This window comes from Wenzhouxiangella sediminis (assembly GCF_003410055.1).
GTDB classification, from domain to species: Bacteria; Pseudomonadota; Gammaproteobacteria; order Xanthomonadales; family Wenzhouxiangellaceae; genus Wenzhouxiangella; species Wenzhouxiangella sediminis.
Map to the genome: position 1 here is coordinate 22,217 of NZ_QUZK01000052.1, position 18,444 is coordinate 40,660.

General features: G+C 66.2%; 20 protein-coding genes. 17 read left to right on the forward strand and 3 right to left on the reverse strand.

Features of this window, described 5'->3' with window-relative positions; genetic code table 11:
- The first annotated feature begins 2 nt into the window (after positions 1 to 2).
- From DZC52_RS14400 to DZC52_RS14425, 6 genes are all read left to right on the forward strand, one after another.
- A complete protein-coding gene (locus tag DZC52_RS14400; protein WP_116651849.1) occupies positions 3 to 779 on the forward strand; it encodes an ABC transporter permease in 777 nt (258 codons plus the stop codon).
- Positions 776 to 1,957 (forward strand): ABC transporter ATP-binding protein, encoded by a 1,182-nt coding sequence (locus tag DZC52_RS14405; protein ID WP_245960837.1) that lies wholly within the window; start codon positions 776 to 778, stop codon positions 1,955 to 1,957. Before DZC52_RS14400 ends, DZC52_RS14405 begins: the two co-directional genes overlap by 4 nt.
- Positions 1,954 to 2,769 carry a glycosyltransferase family 2 protein gene (locus DZC52_RS14410; RefSeq protein WP_116651850.1) on the forward strand — a complete coding sequence of 272 codons (816 nt, stop codon included), beginning with the start codon at positions 1,954 to 1,956 and terminating at the stop codon, positions 2,767 to 2,769. The genes DZC52_RS14405 and DZC52_RS14410 overlap by 4 nt, the downstream gene beginning before the upstream one ends.
- A gap of 120 nt (positions 2,770 to 2,889) precedes the next feature.
- Positions 2,890 to 3,765: a class I SAM-dependent methyltransferase gene (locus DZC52_RS14415; protein WP_116651851.1), complete on the forward strand. Its 876-nt coding sequence runs from the start codon at positions 2,890 to 2,892 to the stop codon at positions 3,763 to 3,765.
- Complete coding sequence (locus tag DZC52_RS14420; RefSeq protein ID WP_116651852.1) at positions 3,762 to 4,625, forward strand: glycosyltransferase family 2 protein; 864 nt, start codon at positions 3,762 to 3,764, stop codon at positions 4,623 to 4,625. The genes DZC52_RS14415 and DZC52_RS14420 overlap by 4 nt, the downstream gene beginning before the upstream one ends.
- Positions 4,622 to 5,458: a Rossmann-fold NAD(P)-binding domain-containing protein gene (locus DZC52_RS14425; protein WP_116651853.1), complete on the forward strand. Its 837-nt coding sequence runs from the start codon at positions 4,622 to 4,624 to the stop codon at positions 5,456 to 5,458. The genes DZC52_RS14420 and DZC52_RS14425 overlap by 4 nt, the downstream gene beginning before the upstream one ends.
- Here the strand turns inward: DZC52_RS14425 and ettA are convergent.
- Positions 5,455 to 7,125 carry an energy-dependent translational throttle protein EttA gene (gene ettA / locus DZC52_RS14430; protein WP_116651854.1) on the reverse strand — a complete coding sequence of 557 codons (1,671 nt, stop codon included), beginning with the start codon at positions 7,123 to 7,125 and terminating at the stop codon, positions 5,455 to 5,457. The two genes, DZC52_RS14425 and ettA, sit on opposite strands and share 4 nt — an antisense overlap.
- Before the next feature lie 573 nt (positions 7,126 to 7,698).
- Between ettA and DZC52_RS14435 the strand changes: the two genes are divergently transcribed.
- Positions 7,699 to 8,685 (forward strand): NAD-dependent epimerase/dehydratase family protein, encoded by a 987-nt coding sequence (locus DZC52_RS14435; protein WP_116651855.1) that lies wholly within the window; start codon positions 7,699 to 7,701, stop codon positions 8,683 to 8,685.
- Here the strand turns inward: DZC52_RS14435 and DZC52_RS14440 are convergent.
- Positions 8,680 to 9,333, reverse strand: a complete 654-nt coding sequence (locus tag DZC52_RS14440; RefSeq protein ID WP_116651856.1) for an RIO1 family regulatory kinase/ATPase domain-containing protein — start codon at positions 9,331 to 9,333, stop codon at positions 8,680 to 8,682. The genes DZC52_RS14435 and DZC52_RS14440 overlap by 6 nt on opposite strands.
- 136 nt (positions 9,334 to 9,469) lie before the next feature.
- On the opposite strand from DZC52_RS14440, the gene DZC52_RS14445 reads away from it, so the two are divergent.
- The 3 genes from DZC52_RS14445 (at position 9,470) to DZC52_RS14455 (ending at position 12,410) form a co-directional block, all read left to right on the forward strand.
- A complete protein-coding gene (locus DZC52_RS14445) occupies positions 9,470 to 9,793 on the forward strand; it encodes an FmdB family zinc ribbon protein (RefSeq protein ID WP_116651857.1) in 324 nt (107 codons plus the stop codon).
- Positions 9,793 to 11,559: an aspartate--tRNA ligase gene (gene aspS, locus DZC52_RS14450; RefSeq protein WP_116651858.1), complete on the forward strand. Its 1,767-nt coding sequence runs from the start codon at positions 9,793 to 9,795 to the stop codon at positions 11,557 to 11,559. The genes DZC52_RS14445 and aspS overlap by 1 nt, the downstream gene beginning before the upstream one ends.
- 224 nt (positions 11,560 to 11,783) lie before the next feature.
- On the forward strand, positions 11,784 to 12,410 hold the full coding sequence (locus DZC52_RS14455) for an alpha/beta fold hydrolase (protein WP_116651859.1): 627 nt from the start codon (positions 11,784 to 11,786) through the stop codon (positions 12,408 to 12,410).
- A 184-nt stretch (positions 12,411 to 12,594) separates the two neighbouring features.
- Here the strand turns inward: DZC52_RS14455 and DZC52_RS14460 are convergent, their stop codons facing one another.
- The gene (locus DZC52_RS14460) at positions 12,595 to 13,641 is read right to left on the reverse strand and encodes a hypothetical protein (protein ID WP_147307726.1); all 1,047 of its coding nucleotides are present in this window, start codon (positions 13,639 to 13,641) and stop codon (positions 12,595 to 12,597) included.
- Positions 13,642 to 13,933: 292 nt separating this feature from the next.
- Here DZC52_RS14460 and DZC52_RS14465 point away from each other — a divergent pair, with 292 nt between their 5' ends.
- From DZC52_RS14465 to tolR, 7 genes are read left to right on the forward strand one after another with little or no spacing between them, the layout of a single operon-like run.
- Positions 13,934 to 14,671, forward strand: a complete 738-nt coding sequence (locus DZC52_RS14465) for a YebC/PmpR family DNA-binding transcriptional regulator (protein ID WP_116651861.1) — start codon at positions 13,934 to 13,936, stop codon at positions 14,669 to 14,671.
- Between the two features lie 57 nt (positions 14,672 to 14,728).
- A complete protein-coding gene (gene ruvC, locus DZC52_RS14470) occupies positions 14,729 to 15,217 on the forward strand; it encodes a crossover junction endodeoxyribonuclease RuvC (protein WP_116651862.1) in 489 nt (162 codons plus the stop codon).
- Positions 15,214 to 15,801, forward strand: a complete 588-nt coding sequence (gene ruvA / locus DZC52_RS14475; protein WP_116651863.1) for a Holliday junction branch migration protein RuvA — start codon at positions 15,214 to 15,216, stop codon at positions 15,799 to 15,801. The genes ruvC and ruvA overlap by 4 nt, the downstream gene beginning before the upstream one ends.
- On the forward strand, positions 15,798 to 16,835 hold the full coding sequence (gene ruvB, locus DZC52_RS14480) for a Holliday junction branch migration DNA helicase RuvB (RefSeq protein ID WP_116651864.1): 1,038 nt from the start codon (positions 15,798 to 15,800) through the stop codon (positions 16,833 to 16,835). The genes ruvA and ruvB overlap by 4 nt, the downstream gene beginning before the upstream one ends.
- Positions 16,832 to 17,257 carry a tol-pal system-associated acyl-CoA thioesterase gene (ybgC, locus tag DZC52_RS14485; protein WP_116651865.1) on the forward strand — a complete coding sequence of 142 codons (426 nt, stop codon included), beginning with the start codon at positions 16,832 to 16,834 and terminating at the stop codon, positions 17,255 to 17,257. The genes ruvB and ybgC overlap by 4 nt, the downstream gene beginning before the upstream one ends.
- A complete protein-coding gene (tolQ, locus tag DZC52_RS14490; protein ID WP_116651866.1) occupies positions 17,254 to 17,943 on the forward strand; it encodes a protein TolQ in 690 nt (229 codons plus the stop codon). The genes ybgC and tolQ overlap by 4 nt, the downstream gene beginning before the upstream one ends.
- 18 nt (positions 17,944 to 17,961) lie before the next feature.
- Complete coding sequence (gene tolR / locus DZC52_RS14495; protein ID WP_116651867.1) at positions 17,962 to 18,396, forward strand: protein TolR; 435 nt, start codon at positions 17,962 to 17,964, stop codon at positions 18,394 to 18,396.
- Positions 18,397 to 18,444: the final 48 nt, after the last annotated feature.

Genomic DNA, 18,444 nt, shown 5'->3' on the forward strand with positions numbered 1-18,444 from the left:
CCTTGCCGGAGCATGCAAGGCAACTCCTGAGCCGCCTGATCGCACGGGAAGTGCGGTCGCGGTTCCAGGGCAGCGCAAGCGGATGGATCTGGCTGATCCTCAATCCGCTGCTCCTGCTTGCCGTCTATTCATTCGTCTTCGGCGTCATCTTCAAGGCCCGGGTACCACCCGGGCTGGAGATGCCCTTCGTGGCCTGGCTGGCCGTCGCGCTCTGGCCCTGGCTGATGTTCTCCGAGGGCGTACTTCGCGGCGCGCAGGCCATTCGTGACCACGCCGCGCTGATCTCGAAGGTTGCCATGCCGCGCGAGATGCTCGTGCTGGCCTCGGTATCCGCCGTCTTCATCCTGCACCTGACGGGCTATGCGGCCGTCATTGCGGTCCTGGCCGCCATCGGCGTCGACCTGAACTGGCCTGGCCTGCCGCTGCTGTTGCTTTCCCTGAGCACGCTTTTCGTACTGACGGTGGGTCTTGCGCTGGCGCTGTCGGCCATCCAGGTCTACGTGCGCGACCTCGAGCAGGCCCTGCCCACTGTGTTCATGTTCTGGTTCTTCCTGACGCCCATCCTGTATGCCCCTTCGCTGCTGCCGGACGAATATGCGGCCTGGCTGGACTGGAATCCGATGACCTGGTGGATGACCGAGATCCGCAGCGCATTGCTCTACAACCAGATCCTTCCCGGTTGGCCCTTCCTGGCCCTGCTGGCCGGAAGCCTCTTGATGCTCTGGCTGGGGCGCATCGTATTCAGTCGCCTCAGTCCCTACTTCGAGGATTTCCTGTGAACGCGCCCCTGATGCGGCTCGACGGCGTGTCGAAGCGCTATCCGCCTACCGTGCGCTCGGGCGAGCGGATGCGTGCGTTCTGGCAGTTGCTCTGGCGCGGCCAGGCGCAGGGCGGGACCAGCGTGCTCGAGGACGTCAGCTTCGACATCATCCCCGGCGAATCCCTCGGCATCATCGGTTCCAACGGTGCCGGCAAGTCCACCCTGCTCAAGGTGATTACCGGGGTGCTCGAACCCACTCGCGGCGAGATCCAGAAGCGGGGCAGTGTGGCTGCGTTGCTGGAACTGGGCGCCGGCTTCGATCCGGAGTACACGGGGTTCGACAACCTGCGAATGAACGCCGCCTTCCTGGGCTTGTCGCGTGCGCAGGTGGAAGAACGCCTCGACGACATCCTGTCATTTGCCGACATCGGAGACTCCATCCACGAGCCCGTCAAGCACTACTCGTCGGGGATGGTCGTCAGGCTCGGTTTCGCGGTGGTTGCCTCTGTGCGCCCGGATCTCTTGATCACCGACGAAGTCCTGGCCGTGGGCGACGAGTCCTTCCAGAAGAAATGCATTCGCTGGATCGAGGGCTACCTGGCCGACGGCGGCACCATGATGATGGTGTCGCACAACATGTACCAGGTGCAGAAGCTCTGCCGGCACGCGCTGTGGCTCGAAGCGGGCAGGGTGGCTCGCTACGGCGACGTGTTCGACGTGACGCAGTCCTACCTTGCCTGGCACGAGCGCAAGCACGCACGACAGGAAAGCCCCGCGCACGGTCGCAACGAGAACGCGCCCTATCGCATCGACAGAATGGTGTTGTCACCGGCCAACGATGGCAGCACGGTCGTGGCCATGGGCGGCAGGCTGGACGTCAGGCTGGAGCTGTCGTCCCCCGACGAGCGCCCCCCCGTGGCGGTAGTGGGCGTTGTTCGCGCCGACGGCACCCCGATTTACGGCGTCGGTACGGACCATGATGGTGTGGAGCCGGTCGAGATCGCCCCGGGCCGTTACGCGATCGAGATCAGCTTCAGCGATTTGCCGCTCCTGCCCGGCGGTTACGCCGCACGAGCCCACGCCCTGGACTCGGAAGGACTTCGAATGCACGACACGGTCGAAGAAACTTTTACCGTCACCGGTAAGACGCGTGAAGTGGGCCTGGTCCGGCTCAAGCACGAGTGGCGTCGACCATGACGGTCGTCGTCGTACCGGTCTTCAACGCGCCCGACGCCACCCGCCGCTGCCTGGCGGCCCTCGAATCGACACTGGACCGGCGCCAGCCGGTGATCGTGATCGACGATGCCTCGGACGACCCCGCCATTCCCGAGCTCTTCGCCTCCCTGCCTCGCAACTGGACGCAGGTCCGCAACGAGTCCAACCTGGGCTTCGTCGCCAGCGCGAATCTCGGCATGACGATGGCCACGGGCCAGGACGTGGTCCTGCTCAATGCCGACACCCAGGTCACGCCCGGCTGGCTGACCGCCCTGGAGCGTTGCGCCCGGGGGAATGATCGCATCGCCTCGGTCACGCCCCTGACCAACAACGGCGAGATCGCCTCCATCCCCGAGTTCTGCCGACCGAATCCCTGGCCGAATGATCCTGAACGCTGGGCAACGGCCTGCCGCGAATCCGGTCCGGCCCTGTACCCGGAAGTGCCTACGGCCGTGGGCTTTTGCATGTTCATGCGGCGCGCGGCCATCGATGAGATCGGCCTGTTCGACGAGGCGGCCTTCGGTCGCGGTTACGGCGAGGAGAACGACTGGTGCATGCGCGCGATTGAAGCCGGCTGGCGGCATGTCATCTGCGACGACGCCTACGTGGCCCACGAAGGCGGCGCGAGCTTCGGCCCGCTTGGACTCAAGCCCGGCGGTGAGGCGATGGAAACCCTCCTGGCCCGATATCCCGACTACATGGACCGCGTACGCGCCTTTATCGAAGCCGATCCCCTGGCCAACCGGCGACAAGCCATCCTAAGCCGCTACAGAGCGCTGAACCGCGAGTCATAGTCGCCTTAAGCGCCGATCGCCGAAACCGATCCACTCCATCGTCCCGAACCCCGAACCCCGAACCCCGAACCCCTATCCCGAGCGGTTAAACTGACCGCCACCATCGATCGATCCCGAAACATGCCCGACCCGAGACCCCTCGATTTCACCGGCGAGCGCTTCACGCCGGAGTGCGTGCGCGAGATGGCCTATGAACACTGGCACCGCTATGCCTGGGCCGCCGAGCTGGTCGAGGGGCTGGATGTGCTCGACGCCGCTTGCGGAGAGGGCTACGGCAGCCACCTTCTCGCGGCGCGCGCCCGATCGGTCACGGGCCTCGACATCGGCGAGGAGGCCGTCGCCCACGCGCGCGAAAGATATGCCCGAGACAACCTGAGTTTCGACCAGGGCGACGCCACGACGCTGCCCTACGAAGACGACCGCTTCGACGTGGTCGTCTCCTTCGAGACGCTCGAGCATCTCGAAGCCCAGGAGACCCTGCTGGCCGAATTCCGGCGCGTGCTGCGTCCGAACGGCTTCCTGGTCATTTCCTCGCCCGATCGCAAGACCTACAGTGACGAGACGGGCTACGACAATCCCTTCCACGTGCGCGAGCTCTATCGCGACGAATTCGAATCGCTGGTTTCGGCGACCTTTCCGGCCTTCCGGCTCTACGGGCAGAAACTCATGTTCGTATCCGCGCTCTGGAACCTAGCGACCGCCGAGGGCAGGCAATTCCAGACCGACGAGAACGGTTCCATCCATTCGGGTTCGACGCCGGACTACCCGCCGCTGTATTTCATTGCCGTGGCGGCCGCGCGCGAGGAATCGCTTCCGCCGGTGCCGGGGCTGTCGCTGTACGGCGACCGATCGGAGTCGGTTTACCGGCACTACAACGAGGAAGTGGCCAAACACATCCGGGCCGGCCATCTGCTGGCCGAGCGCGACGCCGAGATCGAGCGCCTCAAGACCAAACTCGCGCGCCCCTGGTGGCGGCGCCTACTGGGCCGGTCATGAGTGCGACAAAAAGTCCGATCTCGCGCGTCACCGCGGTCATCGTGAACTACAACTCGGGCCGCTGGCTGGCTCGCTGCATCGAGAACCTGCGCGGACGAGGTGCGGCCTCGCCGGAGGTCATCGTCATCGACAACGCCTCGGAGGATGGTAGCGTCGACATCCTGCCCGATCTGCCGGGCGTCACGGTGCGACGGGCTCACCGCAACCTCGGCTTCGGCCGCGGCGTCAACCAGGCCCTGCGCACGGTTCGAACCGAATACATCCTGATCATCAACCCGGACTGCCTGCTCATCCCCGCCTCGCTGGCGAGCCTGGTGGAAGAACTCGACGCGCAGCCCGATGTCGCCCTGGTTTCAGGCCGGGTATTCGACATGCGCGGGGCGGAGCAGCGGGGCAGCCGGCGTCGACTGCCCACCCGCCGCCAGGTGCTCTCGGAAGTGCTGCCGTTCAGCCATGTCAACGGCATCGACCTGACGCACGAGCCCGCGCCGGATGAGCCCACCGATGTCGAAGCCGTTTCCGGCGCCTGCATGCTGGTCCGAACCGCCGCGCTCGAACAGGTCGGCGGCTTCGATCCGCGCTTCCACATGCACTTCGAGGACCTGGACATGATGGCGCGCCTGCGCGAGGCCGGATGGCGCATCCGCCTGGTGCCTTCGGTGTTCGTCTCGCACGCCGGCGGCGTGTCTTCGCGACGCCGCCCGGTCGCCGTGATGTGGGCCAAGCACAAGAGCCTGTGGCGCTATCTCAACAAGCACTGCAGCGAAGGATGGAGCTGGCTCAGCCGGTCGCTGTGGTGGCTGCTCATCCACCTTCATGCGGTGGTGATGACCCCGGTGTGCCTGGTCACGCGCCGATGAGCGAGGCCGCCATCATCCTGCTGCTCGGTGCCAGCGGTCCGGTCGGGCAGTGCTTTCTCGACCGTACCGCCGGCCAGCGAATCCGCGTCATCGCCATTTCCCGCCGCGATCCCGAAAAGGCCTGGCCCCACGTCACCTGGCTGCAGCACGACCTCGAGCGCGGCCCGGGCGATGTCCGCGCCGGCACGCTGGTCAGCTTCGGTCCGCTCGCGCATGCGCTCTCGCAGGTCGAGCAGGGCATCGGCCTGGGCCGCGTGATCGCGCTCAGCTCCGCCAGCACCTTGTTCAAGAAGAATTCGAGGGATCGGGCCGAGCGCCGGCAAATGGCTGCCCTGGCACAGTGCGAGGAAGCGCTGGAGCGCGCCTGCCGCGAGCGCGACATCGTACTTACCCTGCTCAAGCCCACCCTGATCTACGGCGGCGGTCAGGACGCCAACGTCAGCCGCATCGCCGGCCTGGTCTCGCGCCTGCCCCTCGTGCCCGTTGCCGGCCGCGGCTTGCGCGCGCCCGTGCACGCCGACGACCTGGCCCGCCTGGCCGTCGAATGCGTCATCTCCGGCCCCAGGAGCGCCGGCACCTGGCTGCTCGCCGGCGGCGAGACCCTGACCTATCCGGACATGCTCAAGCGCGTTGCCGCGGCCGAAGGCCGGCACGTCCGCCTCCTGCGCCTGCCCGCCTGGCTGATGAAGCCCGCCGTACGCGCCGCCCACCTGGCCGGCCGCATGACCGACATCAAGCCGGCCATGATCGAACGCCAGGGCATGGACCTGGTCGTCGACGACACACCGGCGCGCGAGCAGCTGGGGTGGGATCCAAGGCCTTTCCGGCCCTAGTCCTTCAAGCGCTTGTACTTCAGTCTGTGCGGCCCGGCCTGGTCGCCGCGGCGGCGCTTGTAGTCCTTTTCGTAGTCGGTGAAGTTGCCTTCGAACCACTCGACGTGGGAATCGCCTTCGAAAGCGAGCACGTGGGTGGCGATGCGGTCGAGGAACCAGCGGTCGTGCGAGGTGACCAGAACGCAGCCGGGGAAGGCCAGCAGGGCTTCTTCCAGGGCGCGCAGGGTTTCGACGTCGAGGTCGTTGGTGGGTTCGTCGAGCATCAGCACGTTGGCGCCCGAGCGCAGCACCTTGGCCAGGTGGACGCGGTTGCGTTCGCCGCCGGAGAGCTGGCCGATGCGCTTCTGCTGCTCAGCCCCCTTGAAGTTGAAACGGCTGGCGTAGGCGCGCGCCGGCATGCGGTAGTTGCCGACGTGGATCTCGTCGGCGCCGTCGGAGATTTCTTCCCATACCTGGCGATCGTCCTTGAGGCTGTCGCGCTTCTGGTCGACGTAGCCCAGCTCGACCGTCTCGCCGACCTCGATCGTGCCCTTGTCGGGGCCTTCCTGGCCGGAGATCATGCGGAACAGGGTGGTCTTGCCGGCGCCGTTGCCGCCGATGATGCCGACGATGGCGCCCGGCGGCACCTTGAAGCTCAGATCCTCGATCAGCAGGCGGTCGTCGTAGCCCTTGTAGATGCCGTCGACCTCGATCACCTTGTCGCCCAGGCGCGGGCCCGGCGGGATGTAGATCTGCTGGGTCTCGTTGCGCTTCTGGACTTCCTTCGAGTTCAGCTCCTCGAACTGCTTCAGGCGCGCCTTGGACTTGGCCTGACGGCCCTTCTGGTTGGAGCGCACCCACTCGAGTTCGTGCTTGATTTCCTTCTGGCGGGCCTGCTCCTGCTTTTCTTCCACGGCCAGGCGGGCTTCCTTCTGTTCCAGCCAGGACGAGTAGTTGCCCTCGAAGGGGATGCCGTGGCCGCGGTCCATTTCCAGGATCCAGCCGGCGACGTTGTCGAGGAAGTAGCGGTCATGGGTCACGGCCATGACGGTGCCCGGGAATTCATCGAGGAATCGCTCCAGCCAGGCCACCGACTCGGCGTCGAGGTGGTTGGTGGGCTCATCGAGCAGCAGCATGTCGGGCTTGGACAGCAGCAGGCGGCACAGGGCGACGCGTCGGCGCTCGCCGCCGGAGAGCACTTCGACCTTGGAGTCCCACTCGGGCAGGCGCAGGGCGTCGGCGGCCACTTCCAGCGTGCGCTCGATTTCCCAGCCGCCGGCCGAGTCGATCTTGTCCTGCAGCTCGGCCTGCTCGGCCAGCAGCTCGGTCATTTCGTCGTCGTCCATCGGCTCGGCGAACTTCTCGGAAATCTCCTCGAAGCGCACCAGCATGTCGCGCAGCTCGCCGACCCCGTCCATCACGCACTCGCGCACGGTCTGGCCCTCGGGCAGTTCGGGCTCCTGCGGCAGGTAGCCGATGCGGATGCCGGGCTGCGGGCGGGCTTCGCCGTCGAACTCCTTGTCGACGCCGGCCATGATGCGCAGCACCGTGGACTTGCCGGCGCCGTTGAGCCCCAGCACGCCGATCTTGGCGCCGGGGAAGAACGACAGGGACACGTCCTTGATGAGCGTGCGGTTGGGCGGCACCACCTTGGAGACGCGGTGCATGGTGTAGACGTACTGGGCCATGTTGCTGCTTCGAGTCCTGGAGTCAGTTGGGAAAAGTGGGGGCGAGTGTAACGGATTGCTACCTACCAAAAGGGTTCAGGTTTCAGGGTTCAGGTTTCAGGGGCGTCGTCGGAGGCTGAGGGATGGTTGCCGACAACCCATACGCCGTGCTCGCTTAACGCATGGGGATGGATAGGACAGAGGTCCCAGGCCGATTCCGGTTCTTTGGCTCCGACCATTACCCGGCGAAGCCGGCCCGCAGAGCGGCCCGTGCCGCCGGAACCCCGAACCCCGAACCCGGAACCCCTTCTTTTCCAACCCCGAACCCGAAACCCGTCATCCTTTTCCTGAAACCTGAAACCTGAAACCTGAAACCTGAAACCTGAAACCTGAAACCGACGCAAAGCGTCGTCCCGGACCCCGATCCGGGACCTCCCAACCGAAGGCGCCACTGGATGGAAGGCCCCGGATCAAGTCCGGGGCGACGGGTGCTAGTTCCTGAAACCTGAACCCTGAACCCTGAAACCTTTTCACCGTGCACCCCGAAGCCACTCCGGATAATCTGTGGCGACTCCAATGAAGAAAGGCAAACCCATGCGAGTTCTCGTAACCGGCGGAGGCGGGTTTCTGGGCCAGGCGATCGTGCGCCAGCTCCTTGCGCGCGGCGATGCGGTCTCGACCATCAACCGCTCCGATTACCCCGAACTGGCAGATCTGGGCGTGACCTGCCATCGCGGCGATATTTCCGATCGCGAGGCGGTGATGGCCGCCGTTGACGGAGTGGATGCGGTGATCCACGTGGCCGCCAAGGCCGGGCCGGGCCTGTACGCGCCCGATTTCGTGGCCGCCAACGTGGTCGGAACCGGCAACGTCGTCGAGGCCTGCCGTGCGCACGGCGTGCGTGTGCTGGTGCACACCTCCTCGCCCAGCGTGGTGCATGCCGGCGGTGATATCGACGGCGGTGACGAGTCGCTGCCGTACCCGGATCACTTTCCGGCGCCGTACCCGGCCACCAAGGCCGAGGCCGAGCGCCTGGCCCTGGGCGCGAATTCCGCCGGGCTGTCGGTCTGCGCCCTGCGGCCGCACCTGATCTGGGGCCCCGGCGACAATCAGCTGTTGCCGCGCCTGATCGAGAAGAACCGCGCCGGTCGGCTGAAACTGCCGGCACCCGAAAAACTGATCGACACCGTCTACATCGACAACGCCGCCGCGGCGCACGTGCTGGCGCTCGACAACCTCACCGCTTCGGGAACGGCCGCCGGCCAGGCCTACTTCATTTCCAACGGCGAGCCGATGCCGGTCGGCGAAATGCTGTCGAGGATGCTCGAGGCGGCCGGCGAGACGCCGAGACTGGGCCGGGTGTCGCCGAAGGTGGCCATGGCTGCGGCCACGCTGGTGGAGTGGTTCTGGCGGGCGACGCGCCGCAGGAGCGATCCGCCGCTGTCGCGATTCGTCGTCGAGCACCTGGCCACGGCGCACTGGTTCGATCTCTCGGCGGCGCGCCGCGACCTGGGCTACGAGGCAAGCATCAGCATCGACGAGGGTCTGCGGCGCCTGGCGGCTTCCTGGCGGCCCTCATAGCCCCCGGCGCCGCGCCCAGTGGTTGACGCGTTCGATGCGCGAGCGCCGCACCAGGTGGCGATCCAGCTCGTCGACGCGGTCGTAGCTTCCGTACTTGAGCTTGACCCAGCCGTTGAGGTCGATCTGTCGAAGGTAGTCGAACAGCCACTTGTTGAGCGGATGCCAGCCGGGCCTGAGCACGATGGCCGTGCCCAGGTCGATGATGATCGGTCGGCCGTCGCCGGCGACCATGACGTTCTGGCGGCTCTTGAGGTCGCCGTGCGCCACCCCGCGCTCGTGCATGGCCTTTATGGCGCCCCTGAGCTCCTCGAAGAACCGTTCGGGTTCGGCCGGAGTCGCGTGCTTGAGCAGGGCGCCGTCGACGTACTCCATGGCCAGGTGGCAGCCGCCGAAAAGTCCATAACAGCGAGGGAAGCCGGGCACGCCTTCGATGCGCCGGTAGGCCCTGTGCTCGCGCCGCAGGGAGAACTGCCGCGCCCGCCAGGCGATGCCGCGCCCGCGCGGTGTCTTGACGGCCAGATCGAGACTGCCGGATCGCACGCGCACGATGAGGCCCTGGTTGCTTTCGGCCACGATGGGCCAGTCCGCGGGATCGAAACCCTCGAACAGCGCGGAAAGATCGTCGGGTGAAGCTCCTGCCAACGGCATGCGCCAATCATAGCGGATTGGCGCGGCGCGTCAGGGCGCGCGATAATAGCCGGTTTGGGCCCGCCCGGACTCGAAAACCGGGTCGGCGACCCCCACAATACGCACCAACCAAGGATCCAGACGGGGATTTCGAACCATGCCGATCTATGAATACCGCTGCCAGGCCTGCGGACACGAACTGGAAAAGCTGCAGAAGATTTCCGACCAGCCCCTGGTCGACTGCCCCGAGTGCGGCAAGCCGACGCTCACCAAGCTGATTTCCGCCGCCGGATTCCGGCTCAAGGGCGGCGGCTGGTACGAGACCGACTTCAAGAAGGACAACAAGCGCAATCTCGCCGGCGACGGCAAGTCGGACAAGAAGTCCGACGGGGGTTCCGAGTCGAAGGCCGACAGCAAGCCGGCCAAGTCCTCCGACAAGAGCGGCAGCGCCAGCAGCGCCCCGGCCGGCCAGGTGGCCTGATGCGTTCCCACCTGTGCGGAGAAGTCAACGAAGCGCTCGACGGCCAGACGGTCACCGTCTGCGGCTGGGTCAACCGCGCCCGTGACCTCGGCGGGCTGATCTTCATCGGCCTGCGCGACCACGCCGGTGTGCTGCAGGTCGTGGTCGAACCCGACAACGAACCCGCCTTCGCCGAGGCCGAGAAACTCAGGAACGAGTTCTGCGTTCGCCTCAGCGGCAAGGTGCGCATGCGCCCCGAAAGCCAGTGGAACGCCGACATGCCCACCGGCAAGGTCGAGGTCGTCGCCGACTCGGTCGAGATCATCAACGCGGCAGCGCCCCTGCCGCTGCTGATGAACGACGAGGACGGTGAGGAAGTGCGGCTGAAGTACCGCTTCCTGGACCTGCGGCGGCCCCGGCTGCAGCGCAACCTCAGGCTGCGCTCGAAGCTCACGCGCGCGATCCGCAACTTCCTCGACGACCGCGATTTCGTCGACGCCGAGACGCCGATCCTGACCCGGGCCACGCCCGAGGGCGCGCGCGACTACCTGGTGCCCAGTCGTGTCCATCCCGGCAGCTTCTTCGCGCTGCCCCAATCGCCGCAGTTGTTCAAACAAATCCTGATGATGGCCGGGCTCGACCGCTATTACCAGATCGCGCGCTGCTTCCGCGACGAGGACCTGCGCGCCGACCGCCAGCCCGAGTTCACCCAACTCGACATGGAGATGGCCTTCGTCGAGGAAGCCGACGTGCAGGGCGTTGCCGAGAACCTGATCCGCAAGGTCTTCTCCGAAGTGCTCGATGTCGAGCTCCCCGATCCCTTCCCGCGCATGACCTATGCCGAGGCGATGCGTCGCTACGGTTCCGACAAGCCGGATCTTCGCATCGACCTGGAGCTGGTCACGATCTGCGAGCACGTGCGGCACGTCGAATTCAAGGTCTTCTCCGGCCCGGCCAACGATCCGGCCTCGCGCGTGGCCGCGCTGCGCGTGCCCGGCGGCGCCGAGCTCACGCGCAAGCAGATCGACGGCTATGCCGATTTCGTCGGCCGCTACGGCGCGAAGGGCCTGGCCTGGATGAAGGTCAACGACGCCGCTGCCGGTCTCGAAGGCGTGCAGTCGCCGGTGGCCAAGTTCCTCGACGAGCAGGCCGTCACCGGCATATTGAACGACACGGGCGCGCAGAACGGCGACATCCTGTTCTTCGGCGCCGGCGAGAAGGTCACGGTCAGCACTTTCCTGGGCGCGTTGCGCCTTCAGGTGGCCAGGGACCTCGACCTGGTCGGCGAAGGCTGGAAGCCCCTGTGGGTGGTCGATTTCCCGATGTTCGAGTACGACACCGAGGACGAGCGTTACTACGCGCTGCACCATCCCTTCACCGCGCCGGCCGTGCACGACGGCGATGCGCTCAAGGCCGATCCGGTCAACGCGCTCTCGCGCGCCTACGACATGGTGCTCAACGGCTCGGAGATCGGCGGCGGTTCGATCCGTATCCACGACCCGAAATTGCAGCAGGCCGCCTTCGACGTGCTCGGCATCGACGAGACCGAGGCGAAGGAACGCTTCGGCTTCCTGCTCGAGGCGCTCAAGTACGGTTGTCCGCCGCACGGCGGCATCGCCTTCGGCATCGACCGCATCGCCGCGCTCATGGCCGGCGAGGACTCCATCCGCGAAGTCATCGCCTTCCCCAAGACCGCCAATGCGTCCTGCCTGATGACCGGCGCGCCGGCAGCGGTGGAGGCCGAGCAGCTTCAGGAGCTACAGCTGAAGTTGGGGTCATCGGAATGAAAACCTGTTAAACGCAAAGACGCGAAGACGCAAAGCTAAACAAGTGAACGAGTGAGTTCATCACCAGGGAACGCCGGAAGCCTCAGGTGAATGAGTCTTCTCATTGGTGACTTCCTTGCCTTCAATGTAATGATTGTTTTCTTTGCGACTTCGCGTCTTTGCGTTAGAAGGATTATGCTTTTCCTGCACACAGGTTCCGACATGTTCCTCAGACAGGTTGCCCCATGAGCCGCTCCGTGGTGCTCGTCCACGGCCTCTGGTGGGGCCCCTGGAGTATGGGGTTGCTCGGGCGTCGGCTCGGGCGCCGGGGGCTGGAGACTTGTGCTTTCGGCTACCCGACGATTCGCCGCGGCCTGCAAGACAATGCCGCGGCCTTGCGTGAGTTCATCGACACCCTCGATGCAGAGCGGGTCGATCTGGTGGGACATTCCCTGGGCGGGCTGGTGATCCTGCGCATGCTCGACGAATACGCCGACCTGCCGCCCGGGCGGGTGGTGCTGCTCGGGTCGCCGGTGCACGGCTCCGCCGTGGGGCGTCGCGTGGCCGACCGGGGGCTGTTCCGGCCGCTGGTCGGGCGGGCGCGCACGGCACTGGAGAACGGCTTTTCGCACGCACCGGCCGGCCGTGAAACCGGCGTCGTCGCCGGCAGCCGTTCGGTGGGAGTGGGCCGCATCTTCGGTCCCCTGGACGGCCCCAACGACGGCACGGTCACCGTGGCCGAATGCCGCCTGGACGGGGCGAGCGAGTGCATCCTGCCGGTGACGCACACCGGCCTGGTCACGGCGCCGTCCGTCGCTCGCGCAGTCTCGGATTTCCTTCTCGAAGGCGATTTCCCTCACTCGCAGGACTGATCGCCGGGGCTTCGAGCGTCGGTCCGGTCCGGGTGCCATCGGCTCGGTTCGACGCGGTGGCGAGGCCCTCGCCGATGACACCCGGATCGGACCGACGGTGGGGTGCTGCCGCCGGCGCGGCGGCCTGTCATTAGATCGACTGCGCGGGTCGGGAGGCCTGGTCCCGACCCGCGCGCCGTGGGGGTTATTGCCAGGGATTGCAGTCGTAGCCGGCCATTCTCAGCAAGCGGGTGGCCTCGAACTGTCCGGCACCCAGCCCGCCTTCGGAAAAGTTGTAGCCGACCAGCAGCGTGTTGCAGTCCAATGCCTCGATGGTCATGGTGCCGATCGAATCGATGTCGACATCGCCCGGGTCGTAGCTGCCGGGGTTGCTGGTAATGAACTCGCCGCCGGCGAACTCGAGCATGTCGAGCGTGACGATATCGAATCCGGGCTCCAGCTCGGTCGCGGCACCCAGTACCCAGAACGGCGCGCCGTTGAAGTAGGTAAAGAATATGGCGGTGACGTTGTTGGTGTCCGGCCCATTCGGGTTGTATTGCTCGCCGATCTGCAGCACCAGGCCGCTGTAGGGCAGCCCTTCGACCGTGTACTGTCCCGACATGCGCCCGTGCAGGGTGGGGAATGCATTCTGGGGCGGATCGAATTCGGGCACGTACTCCGGAATGCTGAACAGAACGTAATGTGATTCGTCCGAGCCGGAATAGTCGCCCCAGTACATATCCAGCGTGAACAGCCCGTTGTAGTCCTCAGGCCAGAATTCGGTTTCTCCGTCGATCGAGAAGGGGTCGACGCCGAGCATGTAGGTGATGCCCTGCTCGCCGATCTCGTTGCCCGAGGCGCCGACATTGCCCACCGCCGGGTGGCGGATCAGCTGGGCCATATGGTCGGGCACGTCGACCTCGCCGGCTTCGGCGAAGACCCGGGGAACGAGCACGCGGCCGCCGCTGACCTTGCGCAGGCGCACCATGACCACCGAATAGCCTTCGTCGTGGCAGCCGGTGCGCCAGATCCGGACCCGAACCTGCGCGGCCGGCTGGCTGGCGTTGACCGAGGGCACGGCGATGGTCTCGTTGAAAAGCTCATCGCCACCCGGCGCAGGTCCCTGCGGCAACGAGACCGCCACGCATCCCGGCGGGAAGGGCGACTTGAGATCGGTCAGCACGTTGATCTCACCGGTGGCCGAGGCCTGGCCGACGAGCAGGAAGGTCAGGGCGAGCAGCAAACTACGCATGGTCTTGGCAATCCCGTTGAATACGTCGCCAATTCTAGCGCCGGTTTCTGACCGTTGGCTGAATGGGAAATGCCGACAGGTTTCAGGGTTCAGGTTTCAGGTTTCAGGGTTCAGGAGCGTGTGGAGGAGGCTGGGGGTCTGGCGCCCGTAATCCCGGCGCCGTGCATTGCCCGGCGAAGCCGGCCCAGCGCCCTCCGCGCCGCCTGAAACCTGAAACCTGAAACCTGAAACCTGAAACCTCCGTAGCTTCGGTTAAAATGCCCCATTACCCCGAACGAGAGGCAATCCAGGCATGGCCGGTCACAGCAAATGGGCCAATATCCAGCACCGCAAGAAGGCGCAGGACGCCAAGCGGGGCAAGATCTTTACCCGACTGATCCGTGAAATTTCGGTGGCTGCGCGCGAAGGCGGCGGCGACCCGGACACCAACCCGCGGCTCAGGCTGGCCGTCGACAAGGCCAACGGCGCCAACGTGCCCAAGGACAACATCGAGCGGGCCATCAAGAAGGCGACCGGCGATCTCGAGGGCGCGTCCTACGACGAACTGCGCTACGAGGGCTATGCGCCCGGCGGCGTGGCGGTGATGGTCGACTGCCTGACCGACAACCGCAACCGCACGGTCTCGGAGGTGCGTCACGCATTCAGCAAGCACGGCGGCAATCTGGGTACCGAAGGTTCGGTGGCTTTCCAGTTCGAGAAGAAGGGCGTGATCACCTTCGCGCCGGGGGTCGGCGAGGACAATGTGATGGAAGCGGCCCTGGAGGCCGGTGCCGAGGACATCGTCAATCACGAGGACGGCGCCATCGAGGTGCTCACCGAGCCCGAGGAATTCGAGGCCGTGCGCGACGGGTTCCGCAAGGCGGGCCTGGAATTCGAGGAGGCCGAGGTCACCGAGCGGCCCAACAACCTCATCGAAGTCGACGTCGAGACCGGGAAGAAGGTGCTGAATTTCCTCGACGTGCTCGAGGATCTCGACGACACGCAGAATGTCTGGTCGAACGCCGATATTCCGGCGGAGGCGTATGAGTAAGGTTTCAGGGTTCGGGTTTCTTGTTTCAGGGGGGCTGGCCGGCTGCGTCGGTTCGCCATGAGAATCCTCGGCCTCGACCCCGGCTCGCGCAAGACCGGAGTCGGCATCATCGACGGCGAGCGGCTGGTCCACGCCGAGACGCTGAGGCTGGGTGACGGGCCGATGCCCGAGCGGCTGGGGCTGATCTTCTCTGAGTTGCGGCGGCTGATCGCCGAGCACCGGCCCGACGTGGCGGCCGTGGAAACCGTGTTCATGAGCCGCAACGCGCAGTCGGCGATCAAGCTCGGCCAGGCGCGCGGGGCGGCGATCTGCGCGGCGGTGGAGGCCGGGCTCGAAGTGCACGAGTACGCGCCCACCGCCATCAAGCAGGCCATCGTCGGCCGCGGCCGGGCCGGCAAGGAGCAGGTCCAGCACATGGTTCGCGCGATCCTGAAGCTGGACTTCGATCCCGGCGAGGACGCGCACGATGCACTCGCCGCGGCGCTGTGCCATCATCACACCGCACAGACCGCCAGCCGACTGCCGCCCGGAGTGGTATTGCGATGATCGTTCGACTTTCCGGAACTCTCGTCTCGCGCCAGCCCCCGTCGCTGGTCGTCGACGTGCACGGCGTCGGCTACGAGGTCGAGGCGCCGCTCAACGTCTTCGATCGCCTGCCGGCCGACGGCGAGGCGCTCTCGATCCTGACCCACATGGTGGTCAAGGAAGACGCCCACACGCTCTACGGCTTTCTTTCCGAGGCCGACCGCAAGCTGTTTCGCGAGCTGCTCAAGGTCTCCGGCATCGGCCCGCGCCTGGCCCTGGCCATCCTTTCGGGCGTGTCCGGCGACGACTTCGCCCTGATGGTCGAGGCCGGCGACAGCCAGGCCCTGACCCGCCTGCCCGGCATCGGCAAGAAGACCGCCGAGCGGCTGATCCTGGAGATGCGCGGCAAGGTGTCCGACCTGGGCGACGGCGCCGGTGGCGCCGGCGGCGGGGCGCTCAGCGCCGAGGCCGAGGCGCGCGAGGCCCTGACCGCGCTGGGTTATTCCTCCTCCGAAGCGCTCAAGATGATCAAGGCCGTGGGTGACAAGGATCTCTCCGCCGAGGCTTTGATCCGCAACGCGCTGAAGAAGAAGATGCAGGGATGAGCGAGGACAGACTGGTCACCGGAGAAGTCGACCGCGACGAGGCCCGCATCGAGGCGAGCCTGCGGCCCGACCGCCTGGGCGAGTACATCGGCCAGCCGGCGATGAAGGAGCGCCTGGGCATCTACCTGGAATCGGCCCGCGGGCGCCACGAAGCGCTCGATCACGTGCTCATCTTCGGCCCGCCCGGGCTCGGCAAGACCACCCTGGCGCACGTGATCGCCCACGAGATGGACGTCAACGTCCGCCAGACCTCCGGGCCGGTGCTCGAGCGCGCCGGCGACCTGGCCGCGCTGCTCACCAACCTGGAGCCCGGCGACGTGCTCTTCGTCGACGAGATCCATCGCCTGAGCCCGGTCGTCGAGGAGGTGCTCTACCCGGCGATGGAGGACTACCGGATCGACATCATCATCGGCGAGGGGCCGGCGGCGCGCTCGATCCAGCTCGACCTGCCGCGCTTCACCCTGGTGGGTGCGACCACCCGCGCCGGCCTGCTCACCTCGCCGCTGCGCGACCGCTTCGGCATCGTCGAGCGCCTCGAATTCTACGGGCCGGACGAGCTGGCCGAGATCGTGGTTCGCTCGGCCGGCATCCTCGGCATCGAGGCCGACCAGGAAGGCGCGCTGGAAATCGCCCGGCGCTCGCGCGGCACGCCGCGCATCGCCAACCGCCTGCTCAGGCGCGTGCGGGATTTCGCCCAGGTGCGCGCCGACGGACGCATCATCGAGGCCGTGGCCGCCGAGGCCCTGGAGATGATGCAGGTCGACGCGCGCGGATTCGACGCCATGGACCGCCGGCTGCTCAAGAAGCTGGTCGAGGACTTCGGCGGCGGGCCCGTCGGCGTAGAAAGCCTGGCCGCCGCGCTCTCGGAGGAGCGCGGCACCATCGAGGACGTCATCGAGCCCTACCTGATCCAGGAGGGCTACCTGATGCGCACCGCGCGCGGCCGCATGGCCACGGCGGCGACCTGGAAGCACTTCGGCCTCAATCCGCCAGACCAACCTGAAGATCTTTTCAGCAATCGCTCCGAGTCATGATCGAACCCTACCGCTACCGCGTCTACTGGGAAGACACGGACGCTGGCGGCGTGGTCTACCACGCCCGCTACCTGGCGTTCTTCGAGCGTGCCCGCTCCGACTGGCTTCTGGCCATGGGCTTTCCGCAGGTGCCGATGCGCACCGAGCAGAACCGCCTGTTCGTGGTGCGCCGGGTCGACACCCGCTTCGTCGCCCCGGCCCGGCTCGAAGATGAACTCGAGATCACGATCGGCGTCGAACACCTTCGAGCGGCTTCGCTGACGTTCAACCAGCGCATGACTCGTGCGGGCGACGGCGAACTGCTGGCCACGGCGCGCGTGGACGCTGCCTGCCTGGCCGCCGACCGCTTCGTGCCGGCGCGAATGCCCGAGGCGTTGCGCACGGCCATCCAACGACAACAAGAGAAACAGGAAACGCAATGAACGGCGAGTTGCAAGTCTGGGAACTGATTCGCGAAGCCAGCCTGCTGGTGCAGTTCGTGATGGCGCTGCTGGTGGCCGCATCGGTCGCCTCGTGGATGGTCATTTTCCGCAAGCGCCAGATGCTCGCGCGGGCCGAGTCGCGTTCGCGCAAGTTCGAGGAGAAGTTCTGGTCGGGCGCCGATCTCAACAAGCTCTACGACTCGGTGGCCGGCGGTCGCGAAGCGCGCGAAGGCCTGGAAGCGGTGTTCGAGGCCGGCTTTCGCGAGTTCACGCGGCAGCGCGAAGAGCGCCGCCTAGATCCCGACGCAATGACCAATGGCGCCCAGCGGGCGATGCGTGTGACGCTCACCCGCGAGATGGACCGCCTCGAGCATCGGCTCAGCTTCCTGGCCACGGTCGGCTCGGTCAGCCCCTATGTCGGCCTGTTCGGCACGGTCTGGGGCATCATGAACTCCTTCCGCGGCCTGGCCGGATCGCAGCAGGCCACCATCGCCATGGTCGCGCCGGGAATTTCCGAGGCCCTGATCGCCACGGCCATGGGCCTGTTTGCCGCCATTCCGGCGGTGGTCGCCTTCAACAAGTTCTCCAACCAGGTCGAGCGCCTGGAAATCCGCTACGACAACTTCAAGGAAGAGTTCGCCTCCATTCTTCACCGGCAGGCGCGCAAGCTGCAGGAACAGGGCTGACAGAGGATCTGATTCGATATGTCCGATCAACCCTATATCCGGCGCCGTCGCAAGCGCATGTCGGAAATCAACGTCGTGCCCTATATCGACGTGATGCTGGTGCTGCTGATCATCTTCATGGTGACTGCCCCGCTGATGAACCTCGGCGTGGAAGTCGAACTGCCGCAGGGCTCGGCCGAACCGCTGACCGACCAGGGTGATCCGCTGATGGTCACGGTCACCGCCGAGGGCGATCTGTATCTTGATACCGGTGATGCGCCCGAGCTGATCGACGAGCAGACCCTGGTCGATACCGTCAGCGCGATCGTGGCCCGGAACCCCCAATTGCAGGTCACCGTCAGCGGCGACCGCGACGTGGCCTACGAGCACATCTACGGCGCCATGGTCCTGCTGCAGCGCGCCGGTGTGGCCTCCGTCGGCCTGGTGGGCGACCCCGAGCCCGAATCCGAATGAAATCCCAGATGAACGCGGATGAACGCAGATGATCTGTTTGTCGGTTCT